A 15,449-nucleotide genomic window follows, 5' to 3' on the forward strand; every position below is an offset into this window, starting at 1 on the left:
GAAGCTAGCATACCCCTTTTCTCCCCCTTTTTCAAAGCGCATAAAAAAGTGCGGTCAAAATCGATCGCACTTTTAATCATCTAAAAAAATAATTTATTAGTCATTTACTTGACGACGTGCTATTACTGCATCAGATAACTGTTTTAACACGATTTCTGTATCTTCCCAACCGATGCAAGCATCAGTGATGCTTTGTCCGTAAGTCTGAGCTTTACCATCGACTAAGTCTTGACGCCCCTCAACAATATGACTTTCTACCATGACACCGAAGATCTGCTTTGAACCACCTGCAATTTGCTGGCAAACATCTTCACAAACATCCATTTGTTTTTTGAATTGTTTGCTACTATTTGCATGGCTAAAATCAACCATGACATGTGGAATACGACCTGATTTTTCGATCTCTGCACAAACTTTTGCAACGTCTTCTGCTTTATAGTTAGGACCTTTATCCCCACCACGTAAAATAATGTGGCAGTCTTCATTTCCTTTTGTTGAAACAATAGCCGAATGGCCAAATTTTGTCACAGATAAGAAGTAATGCGAAGCTTCTGCCGCGCCCATTGCATCTAATGCTACTTTTACGCCACCATTTGTGCCATTTTTAAAGCCTACCGCACAAGATAAGCCTGAAGCTAATTCACGGTGAACTTGAGATTCAGTTGTTCTCGCACCAATTGCGCCCCAGCTCATGAAATCCGCTACATATTGTGGTGTGATCATATCTAAGAACTCACCTGCTGATGGTACACCTAAGTTATTGATGTCAGATAATAATTTACGTGCAATACGCAAACCATCATTTAAACGATATGTATCATTTAAATAAGGATCGTTAATTAAGCCTTTCCAACCCACTGTTGTACGCGGTTTTTCAAAGTAAACGCGCATCACCACTTCAAGTGTATCTTTATATTCATCACGTAATACTTTTAAACGTTTGGCATAATCTAAAGCGGCTTTAGGATCATGAATAGAACAAGGACCAATTACTACAAGTAAACGGTCATCTTTTCCATGAATAATATTGTGTGCGTGCAAGCGGGTTTCATGAACTAAATCAGCTGCTTCTTCACTTGCAGGAAATTTTTCTAATAAGGCAATGGGAGGTAATACCTGATCGACTTTTTCAATTCGGGTATCATCATTTGCAACTTTTACTTCGATTTCTTCTTTCTTCGTCGCCATATGTCACTCTCTAAATCTTAAATGTTGTGTTTCAATCTAATGGCGTTACTCTACACCTATTTTTTGTACTAGTAAACTAGTTCATTTAAATTTACATACAATTATTATGTGATTGCGTAAATTTTATACTTCTTAAGCAGTATAAACAGGGCGTTATTAAACTATATTTCAGCCTTAGGTGGCAAGGTTTTTGACGTAAAAATAGGTTGTACCAGCACTATTTAAACAAAATGATCTTTTATCTTTCAAATTGACAAATAGGTTTAGATAAATGCGGGCAAAAAGAACAATTTCAATTTCTACCGCACTTTTAAAAAATATTTTTTCAATGCCCTTGTTTTTACTGAACATCTCCCTCATTTTTTTGTCTGATTGAACACTTATTCACTCATTTATTTTTACTTGGAGAACTTATGAAGAAAAGAAATTTTGTATTAACCGGTATCGCATTAGGTTTAAGCGTATTTGCGACCTCTTTATCCACTCAAGCGGCGATTCCTAATGAGATTGTCGAACAAGGCAGCCTTGCGCCAATGTTAGAAAAAGCGCAGGCAGCAGTCGTGACTCTTTCCGTTGAAGGCAAAGCAAAAGCAAACAGCCGTTCGGCATTACCTGATGATATTCCAGAAGAATTTAAATTTTTCTTCGGTGATCAATTTGGCGAACAATTCGGCGGAGATCGTGGCGCATCACGCAACTTCCGTGGTTTAGGTTCAGGTGTGATCATCAATGCAGATAAAGGCTATGTTTTAACTAACAATCACGTGGTAGATGGTGCGGATAAAATCACCGTAAAATTGCAAGACGGACGTGAGTTCAAGTCAAAACTCGTTGGAAAAGATGAACAATCTGATATCGCTTTAGTACAAATCGAAAAACCAACAAACCTCACCGCAATCAAAATAGCCGACTCCGATAAATTACGTGTCGGTGATTTTACCGTTGCTATCGGTAATCCATTCGGTTTAGGTCAAACTGTAACCTCTGGTATCGTTTCAGCACTTGGCCGCTCTACTGGTTCTGATAGTGGTGCATATGAAAACTATATTCAAACCGATGCTGCGGTAAACCGTGGTAACTCTGGCGGTGCATTATTGAACTTACAAGGTGAATTAATTGGTATCAATACGGCTATTATTTCTCCAAGTGGCGGTAACGCCGGGATTGCCTTTGCGATTCCAAGTAACCAAGCGAACAATCTTGTGCAACAAATCTTAGAATTTGGTGAAGTACGTCGTGGTTTACTCGGTATTAAGGGCGGTGAATTAAATGCCGATTTAGCGAAAGCCTTTAATGTGAGTGCACAACAAGGTGCATTTGTGAGTGAAGTTATTCCAAATTCAGCAGCAGAAAAAGCAGGCTTGAAAGCAGGTGATGTAATTACCGCAATGAATGGTCAAAAAATCTCAAGTTTCGCCGAAATGCGTGCAAAAATCGCGACCTCTGGTGCGGGTAAAGAAATTGAACTCACTTACTTACGTGATGGTAAAACTGACAACGTAAAAGTGACTTTACAAGCAGACGATGGCTCTCAAACAGCAAGTAAAACGGAACTTCCAGCATTAGACGGTGCAACCTTAAACAACTACGATGCAAAAGGTATTAAAGGTGTGGAAATTAGTAAAGTTCAACCAAATTCAATGGCAGCACAACGCGGTTTAAAATCGGGTGATATTATAATCGGTATCAACCGCCAGCCAATTGAAAGCACGCAAGACTTACGCAAAGCATTAGATGAAAAACCATCAGCTGTTGCACTCAATATCTTACGTGGCAAAAACAACTTCTACTTATTAGTACAATAAAATAAAAAAGAGCGGTCAATTTGATCTGACCCCAAAAATTTGGACTATTCACATTAAGGACTGAAGACGATATTGTATCGGACTCAGTCCTTTTAATTTTAGTTGAATCCGTCGATGATTATAGTAATTCAAATAATCTCTGACAGCATCAACTATCTCTTCTTTTGTTTTAAATTCCCGACCATAAAAACATTCTGTTTTTAATCGTCCAAAGAAACTTTCCATTGCGGCGTTATCTAAGCAATTCCCTTTTCTCGACATACTTTGAATGATGCCATGTTCAGCTAAAATTCGACGATAAGCTACCATTTGATATTGCCATCCCTGGTCTGAATGTAAAATGACACTACAAGCTTTATTTAATCCTTTGACGGCTTGCATTAACATGTCCTCTACTTGCGCCCAGTTTGGGGAATAGCTGAGATTATATGAGACTATCTCATTGTTAAATAAGTCTAAAATTGGAGATAAATAGACTTTACTCCCATCTTTCGCCTTAAACTCGGTGATATCAGTTACCCATTTTTGTTTCGGGGCCGTTGCGCTAAAATCGCGTTCAAGATGATTCAGTGCAATCACCCCTATCGTGCCTCGATAGGTCGTAAATTTCTTGCTTTTTCTTGACCGCACTTGAAGCCCAAGTGTCTGCATTAAACGTTGAACTTTTTTATGATTCACGCCTGGCAAGCTGGCATGAACTCGTCGGTAGCCATAATCAGGATGATTGGCTTTGATGCGTTTAATGGCCTTTTTCAGCTGCTCATCCTTATCCGGTTTAATCTGGAGTTTCGCAAAAAACGTACTACGCGCTAACTGTGCAAAACCTAAAAGCCATTTTAACGGATAGCGTGTTCTTAACCTTTGGATAATTTCCGTTGCTCGGCTTCGTCCTGAAGTCTGAGCCTTCTCAACTCCTTTAGGTAGGCCACCTCCGCTTCAAGCTGTAAAATTCTCAGGCGTAAACGGTCTTCTTCAGTTCTGGGTGGCGGTGGCATTTTTGCATATTTGGGTTTCATTGGCGGTCGTCCTGATGGTTTACGGGGAATCAGTCCTTTTATGCCATTTTTTTCAAACCGTTTCAACCATGTCCCGACTAGGGCGTTGGAAGGAATATTGTAAAAACGAGCTGCTTCTCGAATGCTCATTTTTCCTTTTAGAATAGGTTGAAGAACCTGTAATTTAAATTCGATTGTGTAGTGTTTACCCATAAAAAAATCTGCACCTCAATTGTTGGTTTGTTGAGTCCAACTTTTGGGGTGCAGATCAATTTGATCGCTCTTTTCCTTTATTCCGATATCATAAACTGCTCTCTCAATTGATGAAGTTGATCGCGTACTGCAGCGGCTTTTTCAAACTCAAGATCTTGAGCAAATTTATACATTTGTTGTTCCAATTTCTTAATTTGTTGTTGGAATTCTTTGGCTGATTTAGGTGCATTGTAAAGTGCGGTCGGTTCAGCTGCCGTTTTTCCACGCTGTTTCGATTTCGCTTTTTGATTTGCACCTTGACCAATATCTAATAATTCGCCGACTTTCTTATTCAATGCCTGTGGAACAATACCATGCTCTTCATTGTATTTCATTTGTTTTTCACGACGGCGATTCGTTTCGGTAATGGCTTTTTCCATAGATTTAGTAATACTATCAGCATACAAAATCGCTTTACCATTTAAGTTTCGAGCAGCACGACCGATGGTTTGGATTAAAGATCGTTCAGAACGTAAGAAACCTTCTTTATCCGCATCTAAAATCGCAACAAGAGAAACCTCTGGAATATCTAGCCCCTCACGTAATAAGTTGATGCCGACCAACACATCGAATTCACCTAAACGTAAATCACGAATAATTTCTACACGCTCAACTGTATCAATATCTGAATGCAAATAACGCACACGAATGCCGTGTTCGTCTAAGTAATCCGTTAAATCTTCCGCCATTTTCTTCGTTAGCGTCGTCACTAAAACACGCTCATTTTTGTCTGCTCTTTGGCGTGCTTCTGACAGTAAATCATCTACTTGAATGGATACTGGACGAATTTCAATTTGCGGATCAAGTAAGCCTGTTGGACGTACCACCTGATCGACAATTTCACTGCCCGATTTTTCCAACTCATAAGGCCCTGGTGTCGCAGAAACGTAAATGGTCTGCGGCGCTAAACGCTCAAACTCTTCAAAGCGTAACGGACGGTTATCTAATGCGGACGGTAAACGGAAACCATATTCGACTAAGGTTTCTTTACGTGAACGGTCGCCACGATACATTCCACCAATTTGCGGCACAGTCACGTGTGATTCATCAATAATCAAAATCGCATCAGACGGCATATAATCAAATAATGTCGGAGGTGGTTCACCTTCATTTCTGCCAGAAAGGTAACGTGAATAGTTTTCGATTCCTGAACAATAACCGAGCTCATTCATCATCTCAATATCAAATTGTGTACGTTGAGTAATACGCTGCTCTTCCAACAGCTTATGTTCTTTGATGAAATATTCACGGCGTTGCACAAGCTCCGCTTTGATTTTTTCAATGGCATCTAAAATACGCTCTCTTGGCGTTACATAGTGGGTTTTCGGATACACCGTAAAACGTGGAACAGCGCCAAAACTTGTGCCCGTTAAAGGATCAAATAAACTTAAACGTTCAATTTCATCATCAAATAACTCAATTCGTACCGCTCTATCGTCAGATTCCGCAGGGAAAATATCAATCACCTCGCCACGCACACGGAATGTACCACGCTGAAAGGCTTGATCATTTCTTGTATATTGTAATTCCGCTAACTTCGCTAAAATCTGACGTTGATCGATAATTGCACCTTGTTGTAAGTGCAACATCATCTGCAAATAGCTATCTGGATCACCCAAACCATAAATCGCTGATACGGACGCCACTACAATAGTATCTCGACGCTCTAAGAACGACTTCGTAGCCGAAAGACGCATCTGTTCAATCTGATCATTAATCGAAGCATCTTTCTCGATAAAGGTATCACTACTTGGTACATAAGCTTCTGGCTGATAATAATCATAATATGAAACGAAATATTCCACTGCATTTTCAGGAAAAAACGCTTTCATTTCCGCATAAAGCTGAGCAGCGAGGGTTTTATTTGGGGCAAGTAACATCGCTGGGCGATTTAACGTTGCTATAACATTTGCAATGGTAAAGGTTTTACCCGATCCCGTTACCCGAGAAGGGTTTGATGAGCCAAACCATCCTCTAAATTTTCGACTAATTTTTCGATTGCTTGGGGTTGATCACCGGAAGGTTTAAAATCGGAATGAAGGATAAAAGGCTTAGTATTAATTTTCTCTGCCATAAGTGCGGTCAATTTTTTAACTGTTTTAGAACTGTGACTATTTTAGCACATTTATTACTCCAAATTGAGCGATAAAAATCCAAGTTTTACACACACTTAGGCGTGTCAAGTCTTAAACACTTCAAAATTTAAAAATATTTTATTTTTTTTGCTGGACTTTGTGTAACATATTGATATTTAAATAAATATCACCAAATGACTAATAGATGAACAATTTGAGACAAAGCCAGTCTGCATCAGTGGTTGACCATTTTAAACAAAAACAATCCACAAAGTTATCCACAGGCTCTGTGGATAGAAAAAGTAGACGTTTGATAGTAATAAAATAGGATAATAATAAAAAAATCCTCTTTGATCTAATTTCAAAGAGGATTTTCATAAAATAGATTAAGAAAATAGCCGCTTAAGCTCTTTCTCATACATATAAATATTAACTGGATTAGTTGGCAGCTGAGAATCTAAATATTCATTTGCACGTTTAACATATTCTTCATGATGTTTATCATGATTATCGATTACATCCAGTAATACTTTTGCACCTTCAAAAGCATCAAATTGGTCATAATAATATCCAACACCTTTAGGAATTAGTTTTGAGTTATGAATAAATGGATATCCTCCGTATAATGCATCATTATAAGCATAATTTAAGCCATTTTCCCATTGATGACTTAACACTATATCTACATAACGTGTTAAAAAATCAGGCATTTGATAACGACCTTCTACAGTCATGACTCCGTCGTTGACCAAATTTGTTCGGCCAATAAAGTTAAAGAAGGTTGGATTATCTTTTTTATCATAGGTATTACACATATAAACATGTTGAATTTTATTTGGCTGTTCGCGGTAGGCTTGTTCTGCAATCAAAATAGGTGTAAAGCTATTTTTAACTACATTAATATTTGCTTCAAAAGATGCTATACGCTTTGCCTTTTTATCTGAATTAGGTTTATACCCAAAATCTAAATTATGTTGTTCTTTAATACGCTTAATGACTTGATCACAAAAGACTGGCGACCAAATGGGAGGGACAACATAAGATGGGCAACGATTCATGATTGAGAAATAAGATTTACAAGTATTTTCATGTTGTGGGATCATCCATACCGCATCGAATGTTGTTCCATTAAATACTCTCCCAGCCTTTTTATCAAATAAGAAATTTTCTATATCCATAATAAAATCATTTCCCATTTTGTAGCTAACTACTTTACCTCCATGTTCATGCATGCGAGTTACTTGATGTGGTTCAATGATCAAAGTTCCTTCAATTAGTAAATCAAGACTTTCAATAACATCTTCGATATAGGCAAATTTGAGATTCATTTCGTTAAGCATGAATCCTTCAGGAGGGGAAGTACGTTTTTCAGGCCCCCAGGAAACTAAAACCACTTCATCAATAAGCTCTGAGTGTTGAAATAAGTGACAAAGATGGATGACATTCTGATTTGCACCATTTGCCCAGATATCCGTAACATTACCTTCTAAATTAAAAGTGATTCCAATTTTATACTTTTTCATGATATATCCTACCTTAATTTACTACAACTATTACAAGATATTAAGATTATTTATATTAGACATATACAATAAAATCACTCAGGTTTCCCTGAGTGATTTTCTCATTATGATTTAGTATAGATTACCATTGATAGCCAATTCCACCACCAACGGCGTAATCTCCAGCACTGTTTGCAGAGCCGCTAGCCTTGAAGTGAATTCGATTATTATCACTTGATCTACTAATACCGACAGCAATTGCATTTTGTCCTTTAAAGTTGCCAACACCCAGCCCAATCATTGTGCCTCCAGCACGATTTGCAGTAGGGATATTAGCCATTGCAACAGCACCGGCAATGCCTCCACGAAGTTTCTTATCAGTTTGTTTCAATTCATTACGAACTGAATTTACTGAGTTATCAACATACTGTTTGTTTACTGCATCTGTATTATGAATAGGTGTTGCAACGTTAGTAATACGGCGGTTTACAATAGGTTGACCATTTGAACCATCATTACCTACCGATACAGTATCTTTTTCGTTCGCTACAGATCCTTGTCCAATTGCAACTGCATTTTCTGCTTTCGCTTTTGCTCCTTGACCAATTGCTGTCGCATTCTTCGCGGATGCTTGAGAATTATTTCCTAAAGCTGTTGTGTTTTCACCACTTGCATTTGAACCGTATCCCATTGCCGTTGCATCCTTGCCTTTTGCTTTAGCACTATCACGATTGCTGGAGTTATCTGCAGCAAAGGCTGTTTTTCCATCTCGGCTAATTAAACCTGAATCTTCAATACGCTGTGCTGTGCTAGCAGCTGATTGGGCTGATTTATCTGCAGCAATCGCTGAGCTTGCAGCTGATTGGGCTGATTTACCTGCTTCAGTTGCTGAGCTGGCTGCAGAGGTTGCAGATTTACCTGCTTCAGTTGCTGAGCTGGCTGCAGAGGTTGCAGATTTACCAGCTTCAGTTGCTGAGCTGGCTGCAGAAGTTGCTGATTTACCTGCTTCAGTTGCTGAGCTGGCTGCAGAGGTTGCTGATTTACCTGCTTCAGTCGCTGAGCTTGCAGCTGATTGGGCTGATTTATCAGCGGCAGTCGCTGAGCTTGCTGCAGAGGTTGCTGATTTACCTGCTTCAGTTGCTGAGCTTGCTGCAGAGGTTGCTGATTTACCTGCTTCAGTCGCTGAGCTTGCAGCTGATTGGGCTGATTTATCAGCGGCAGTCGCTGAGCTTGCTGCAGAAGTTGCTGATTTACCTGCTTCAGTCGCTGAACTTGCTGCAGAAGTTGCTGATTTACCTGCTTCAGTTGCTGAGCTTGCTGCAGAGGTTGCTGATTTACCTGCTTCAGTCGCTGAGCTTGCAGCTGATTGGGCTGATTTATCAGCGGCAGTCGCTGAGCTTGCTGCAGAAGTTGCTGATTTACCTGCTTCAGTTGCTGAGCTTGCAGCTGATTGGGCTGATTTATCAGCGGCAGTCGCTGAGCTTGCTGCAGAAGTTGCTGATTTACCTGCTTCAGTCGCTGAGCTTGCAGCTGATTGGGCTGATTTATCAGCGGCAGTCGCTGAGCTTGCTGCAGAAGTTGCTGATTTACCTGCTTCAGTCGCTGAGCTTGCAGCTGATTGGGCTGATTTATCAGCGGCAGTCGCTGAGCTTGCTGCAGAAGTTGCTGATTTACCTGCTTCAGTTGCTGAGCTTGCTGCAGAGGTTGCTGATTTACCTGCTTCAGTTGCTGAGCTTGCTGCAGAGGTTGCTGATTTACCTGCTTCAGTTGCTGAGCTTGCAGCTGATTGGGCTGATTTATCAGCGGCAGTCGCTGAGCTTGCTGCAGAAGTTGCTGATTTACCTGCTTCAGTTGCTGAGCTTGCTGCAGAGGTTGCTGATTTACCTGCTTCAGTTGCTGAGCTTGCTGCAGAAGTTGCTGATTTACCTGCTTCAGTTGCTGAGCTTGCTGCAGAAGTTGCTGATTTACCTGCTTCAGTCGCTGAGCTTGCAGCTGATTGGGCTGATTTATCAGCGGCAGTCGCTGAGCTTGCTGCAGAAGTTGCTGATTTACCTGCTTCAGTTGCTGAGCTGGCTGCAGAGGTTGCTGATTTACCTGCTTCAGTCGCTGAGCTTGCTGCAGAGGTTGCTGATTTACCTGCTTCAGTCGCTGAGCTTGCTGCAGAAGTTGCTGATTTACCTGCTTCAGTTGCTGAGCTTGCTGCAGAAGTTGCTGATTTACCTGCTTCAGTTGCTGAGCTTGCAGCTGATTGGGCTGATTTATCAGCGGCAGTCGCTGAGCTTGCTGCAGAAGTTGCTGATTTACCTGCTTCAGTTGCTGAGCTTGCTGCAGAAGTTGCTGATTTACCTGCTTCAGTCGCTGAGCTTGCAGCTGATTGGGCTGATTTATCAGCGGCAGTCGCTGAGCTTGCTGCAGAGGTTGCTGATTTACCTGCTTCAGTCGCTGAGCTTGCAGCTGATTGGGCTGATTTATCAGCGGCAGTCGCTGAGCTTGCAGCTGATTGGGCTGATTTATCAGCGGCAGTCGCTGAGCTTGCTGCAGAAGTTGCTGATTTACCTGCTTCAGTTGCTGAGCTTGCTGCAGAAGTTGCTGATTTACCTGCTTCAGTTGCTGAGCTTGCAGCTGATTGGGCTGATTTATCAGCGGCAGTCGCTGAGCTTGCTGCAGAGGTTGCTGATTTACCTGCTTCAGTCGCTGAGCTTGCTGCAGAAGTTGCTGATTTACCTGCTTCAGTCGCTGAGCTTGCAGCTGATTGGGCTGATTTATCAGCGGCAGTCGCTGAGCTTGCTGCAGAAGTTGCTGATTTACCTGCTTCAGTTGCTGAGCTTGCTGCAGAGGTTGCTGATTTACCTGCTTCAGTCGCTGAGCTTGCAGCTGATTGGGCTGACTTGTCTGCAGCAGTCGCTGAGCTTGCAGCTGATTGGGCTGATTTATCTGCAGCAGTCGCTGAGCTTGCAGCTGATTGGGCTGATTTATCAGCGGCAGTCGCTGAGCTTGCTGCAGAAGTTGCTGATTTACCTGCTTCAGTTGCTGAGCTTGCTGCAGAGGTTGCTGATTTACCTGCTTCAGTTGCTGAGCTTGCTGCAGAGGTTGCTGATTTACCTGCTTCAGTCGCTGAGCTTGCAGCTGATTGGGCTGATTTATCAGCGGCAGTCGCTGAGCTTGCAGCTGATTGGGCTGATTTATCAGCGGCAGTCGCTGAGCTTGCTGCAGAAGTTGCTGATTTACCTGCTTCAGTTGCTGAGCTTGCTGCAGAAGTTGCTGATTTACCTGCTTCAGTTGCTGAGCTTGCAGCTGATTGGGCTGATTTATCAGCGGCAGTCGCTGAGCTTGCTGCAGAGGTTGCTGATTTACCTGCTTCAGTCGCTGAGCTTGCTGCAGAAGTTGCTGATTTACCTGCTTCAGTCGCTGAGCTTGCAGCTGATTGGGCTGATTTATCAGCGGCAGTCGCTGAGCTTGCAGCTGATTGGGCTGATTTACCTGCTTCAGTTGCTGAGCTTGCTGCAGAGGTTGCTGATTTACCTGCTTCAGTCGCTGAGCTTGCAGCTGATTGGGCTGACTTGTCTGCAGCAGTCGCTGAGCTTGCAGCTGATTGGGCTGATTTATCTGCAGCAGTCGCTGAGCTTGCAGCTGATTGGGCTGATTTATCAGCGGCAGTCGCTGAGCTTGCTGCAGAAGTTGCTGATTTACCTGCTTCAGTTGCTGAGCTTGCTGCAGAGGTTGCTGATTTACCTGCTTCAGTTGCTGAGCTTGCAGCTGATTGGGCTGATTTATCAGCGGCAGTCGCTGAGCTTGCTGCAGAAGTTGCTGATTTACCTGCTTCAGTTGCTGAGCTTGCTGCAGAGGTTGCTGATTTACCTGCTTCAGTTGCTGAGCTTGCTGCAGAGGTTGCTGATTTACCTGCTTCAGTTGCTGAGCTTGCTGCAGAAGTTGCTGATTTACCTGCTTCAGTTGCTGAGCTGGCTGCAGAGGTTGCTGATTTACCTGCTTCAGTCGCTGAGCTTGCTGCAGAAGTTGCTGATTTACCTGCTTCAGTCGCTGAGCTTGCAGCTGATTGGGCTGATTTATCAGCGGCAGTCGCTGAGCTTGCAGCTGATTGGGCTGATTTATCAGCGGCAGTCGCTGAGCTTGCTGCAGAAGTTGCTGATTTACCTGCTTCAGTTGCTGAGCTTACTGCAGAGGTTGCTGATTTACCTGCTTCAGTCGCTGAGCTTGCAGCTGATTGGGCTGATTTACCTGCTTCAGTTGCTGAGCTTGCTGCAGAGGTTGCTGATTTACCTGCTTCAGTCGCTGAGCTTGCTGCAGAAGTTGCTGATTTACCTGCTTCCGTTGCTGAGCTTGCGGCAGAGGTTGCTGATTTACCTGCTTCCGTTGCTGAGCTTGCTGCGTTAGTTGCGGCAGTTGTAGCAGATGTTGCAGCTGTTTCTGCTCGTTCAACTGACTTATTGATCTCAACTAGTTTGTCACTTACTGTTTTTGCTGCTGCTTTAGCATCAGAAATAGATTTCTTGGATTCAGCATTTAATTTGTAAATTACTGCATTACCTTCATGTGTAACATCTAACCCATCGCCAGCTTTGAAATTAAGCACATTATTAGCATTATTAGCTGTTGATGTGCCATTGTTACGCATGGTTTTAATATTTGTGCCATTTACTTGGAAGTTATATTCCGTTTTAGCAATTTCATCGGCAGCTTTGATTACATAGTAAAGTTGTGAACCAGTAACTACATCACTAGATGTCTCAGAGATCTCACCAGCTCCAACATTTTGGATCTGGCGTTTAATAGTGTTATTACCAAAACTTACAGTGCCACCATCGGTTGCGGCAACGCCTGTAGATAAGGTTGTGTTACCAATTGCGAGGCCACTTACAGTATGTTTATCCGATGTACTTGAAGATTCGCCAATAGCAATATCGCCAGATTTATTGGCAACTGCACTTTTACCCAAGGCAATACCAGAAGTTGCGCCAGAGGCAACCTTAGCACGATCACCAATGCTAATCCCTGTAGCAGCCTCTGTTTTAGCACTATTACCTAAAGTAATAGAATAACTTGCAGCTGCTTTCGCTTGCGCACCATTACCAATTACAATAGCTTGAGTTGCACCACTTTCCGATTTTGCTTGATTATCTTTTGCATCATCGCCCAAGCCACCAATTACAATGGATCTTGAGGCACCGGCTGTCGCTTCCGGGCCAATTGCAACTGTTCTATCCCCATCTGCTTTTGCGTAAGCACCAATGGCGACAACCCTTTCCATCGTTGCGCTTGCATTTTGACCAATAACAACAGAATTTTCTTTTGCTGCAGTAACATTTGTACCAATAGCAACGGTATTTTCTTTTGTTGCAGTAACACTTGTACCAATAGCAACCGTATTTGTACCGCTTACCTTTGTTGCGTTACCTAAAGCAATTGAACTTTCAGCGCTCGCTTTCGTACCCTGACCTAAAGCAATGGAATTTCTGCGTTCAACTGTTGCACCATTACCAATAGCAATTGCATTCACTGCGCCATTACCAACACCTGTATCTATTGCAGTAATATTGGTGTCGTTACCAATCGCAATTGCACCGCTTGCAGCTGTAATTTTGCTATTATTACCAATCGCAATAGCATTTGCAGAACCCACATTGTATGACAGATTACGAAGAATAGTACTGCCTGCACCAAAAGCAATTGCGCCAGCTGAACCCTCAACTTGAGCAAGCTTACCAATGGCAATTCCATTAATTGATTCACTAAATTGGCTTCCCCAATAGTTATTAACGTTTGCTCCAGTACCAATCGCAATAGAATCTTTAGCAAAAGCATTTGCATAGACACCCGAAGCTATAGAGCGATCTGCTTGTGCCCCACTTGCTTCGGCATATTTACCATTATTGTCTTTTGTTTGACCATCCGATGCATTGGTGATGCTACTATTATTTCGTCCTTCATAATTGAATGTTGCTTTAGTACCATCAGCTTTTAATAACGCTTCATTTCTAGTATTTCCATTGGAATTAACATGCGAATATCCCATGATATCTACTTTATCAGCTTTAACTTCATTGAATGTATCTAATGCTGTTTTTACACTTGTAGCTGTTGCAACTGTATTTGTTGCAACTGTATTTGTTGGATTATTGACTGCTACAGCTGTAATGCGTTGTTCGTTATTTTTAGTTACACTAATATCACTGGTGTTTACGCCAATGTTAACGGTACTTTTATTCGTGGAGTCTAAAGTCGTTGATACGTTTACATAATTATCCTTTGCTTTAAAAATAACAGTGTGATCGTTATTCACGCGGCCTGTTACTGTATCTTGATTATTTGAGTTGTGGCCAATATTCCAACCGGTATAATTTCTCACATAGTAAAGTTGTGAACCATTTACCGCATCGAAACTATCAGCTGACATACGACCTGCAGCCACGTTTTGGATTTGGCGATACATTTTGTTATCGCCATTTTCTCCTCCTATAGAGAGGATGGAAACTGTTGTTTTATCTTCTGATGCATTTACAGGCTTTATATCCTGTTCTTTCGTATTTAATTGACTATTTTCATTGACATTATACTTTATAGTCATTTTATCTACTTTATTTAATGCAACATTGTTGATTGCTCTACCTGCGTTAATAATAGCATTGAGATTTGTTTCATTGTTTTGTCCGTTATAATTTGTTACAGCGGTAGTATATGTATTTTCAAGAGCTGACGTATTTATATTGTCAGCTTGACCTTGCCCCTTCGGGTTAATTCGTGAATATGATCCAAGATAAACAGCATCATCATAGCCATTATATGCCCCACCATTACCTGATTCTCGTCCTATCGCAACAACATTACGACCAATTGCCTGCATTCCTGCACCGATAGCCACAGTATACATACCTTGGGCACCACCTTTACGGAATTTTGTTCCGTCATTCGGTGCAAGGTTGTCACCAACATTAGAACCTATCGCGATAGAACTATGGCCTGATGATGTAAGATTGTCATTACCTATTGCCAACTGTTTATTTCCCACAGCCTCTGGTTCATTAGGTGTTGGATCTTTATGTCCTGCTTGTGCATAGCCAAAAGCGAACGAGCCCGACTCTTTGTCGTACACGCCTACAGCATATTTACCATTTCCGTTTTGTTTAAGCACTCCGCCTTGAGGTGCGTGAAAGGTTGTTTTTCCATCAATATTTGCTAAAGCCATCGCTTCGTTTGTGAATCCCAAGCAAAGGGATAGTAATGATAGCTTTAATGTCGATTTAATTGCTATAGATTTAAATTGATGGCTGCCAGAAGATGCTTTTACAGCACCTTTTGCCAATTCTGATACAACTTCTATACGTTGAGTGGTTTTGTTCCAAATAATTTTAAAAATGTTGTTCATAGGGTGATCTTTAAGTTGTTGAAATTTATTTGTGGGTTACTGAATTATTTTTATTTTGTTTTAACAAGGCTAAATTTAAAACAAAATCGGAGCATTTTGCCATAAAAGTAAAAATAAGAATATTGTTTTTTTGTAAAGAATTGTAAAGAGTTATAGGATCAATAAAGGGGATATGTGTGAGTGTTTATCATTACAATGATTTGATGTATTACTTGCTAAAAAATATAGATTTTTTCTTGACAAGGTATTTC

At 41.4% G+C, this 15,449-nt stretch carries 6 protein-coding genes and 1 pseudogene; 1 reads left to right on the forward strand and 6 read right to left on the reverse strand.

Translation table 11 applies throughout. From position 1 onward, the window contains the following. Nucleotides 1-96: 96 nt before the first annotated feature. The gene (aroG, locus tag DX522_RS01155) at nt 97-1,188 is read right to left on the reverse strand and encodes a 3-deoxy-7-phosphoheptulonate synthase AroG (protein WP_070713076.1); all 1,092 of its coding nucleotides are present in this window, start codon (nt 1,186-1,188) and stop codon (nt 97-99) included. A gap of 413 nt (nt 1,189-1,601) precedes the next feature. On the opposite strand from aroG, the gene DX522_RS01160 reads away from it, so the two are divergent. Then, a complete protein-coding gene (locus DX522_RS01160; RefSeq protein WP_115179525.1) occupies nt 1,602-2,993 on the forward strand; it encodes a DegQ family serine endoprotease in 1,392 nt (463 codons plus the stop codon). Nucleotides 2,994-3,041: 48 nt separating this feature from the next. Here the strand turns inward: DX522_RS01160 and DX522_RS01165 are convergent, their stop codons facing one another. From DX522_RS01165 to DX522_RS11605, 5 genes and pseudogenes are all read right to left on the reverse strand, one after another. Beyond that, a complete protein-coding gene (locus tag DX522_RS01165) occupies nt 3,042-3,863 on the reverse strand; it encodes an IS3 family transposase (RefSeq protein ID WP_115179526.1) in 822 nt (273 codons plus the stop codon). After that, nucleotides 3,848-4,201 carry a helix-turn-helix domain-containing protein gene (locus DX522_RS01170; protein ID WP_115179527.1) on the reverse strand — a complete coding sequence of 118 codons (354 nt, stop codon included), beginning with the start codon at nt 4,199-4,201 and terminating at the stop codon, nt 3,848-3,850. The genes DX522_RS01165 and DX522_RS01170 overlap by 16 nt, the downstream gene beginning before the upstream one ends. 77 nt (nt 4,202-4,278) lie before the next feature. After that, a pseudogene (gene uvrB, locus DX522_RS01175) lies at nt 4,279-6,314 on the reverse strand (excinuclease ABC subunit UvrB). A gap of 387 nt (nt 6,315-6,701) precedes the next feature. Beyond that, nucleotides 6,702-7,838: a DUF2827 family protein gene (locus tag DX522_RS01180; protein ID WP_115179528.1), complete on the reverse strand. Its 1,137-nt coding sequence runs from the start codon at nt 7,836-7,838 to the stop codon at nt 6,702-6,704. Nucleotides 7,839-7,959: 121 nt separating this feature from the next. Next, nucleotides 7,960-15,198 carry an ESPR-type extended signal peptide-containing protein gene (locus DX522_RS11605; RefSeq protein ID WP_262054135.1) on the reverse strand — a complete coding sequence of 2,413 codons (7,239 nt, stop codon included), beginning with the start codon at nt 15,196-15,198 and terminating at the stop codon, nt 7,960-7,962. Nucleotides 15,199-15,449: the final 251 nt, after the last annotated feature.

Source organism: Haemophilus parainfluenzae (assembly GCF_900450995.1).
Classification (GTDB): domain Bacteria; phylum Pseudomonadota; class Gammaproteobacteria; order Enterobacterales; family Pasteurellaceae; genus Haemophilus_D; species Haemophilus_D parainfluenzae_O.

Bases quoted from the DNA above. Each gene is read 5' to 3' on its own strand.
- aroG (WP_070713076.1), bottom strand. From the start codon at position 1,188: ATGGCGACGAAGAAAGAAGAAATCGAAGTAAAAGTTGCAAATGATGAT.
- DX522_RS01160 (WP_115179525.1), top strand. From the start codon at position 1,602: ATGAAGAAAAGAAATTTTGTATTAACCGGTATCGCATTAGGTTTAAGC.
- DX522_RS01180 (WP_115179528.1), bottom strand. From the start codon at position 7,838: ATGAAAAAGTATAAAATTGGAATCACTTTTAATTTAGAAGGTAATGTT.
- DX522_RS11605 (WP_262054135.1), bottom strand. From the start codon at position 15,198: ATGAACAACATTTTTAAAATTATTTGGAACAAAACCACTCAACGTATA.
- DX522_RS01170 (WP_115179527.1), bottom strand. From the start codon at position 4,201: ATGGGTAAACACTACACAATCGAATTTAAATTACAGGTTCTTCAACCT.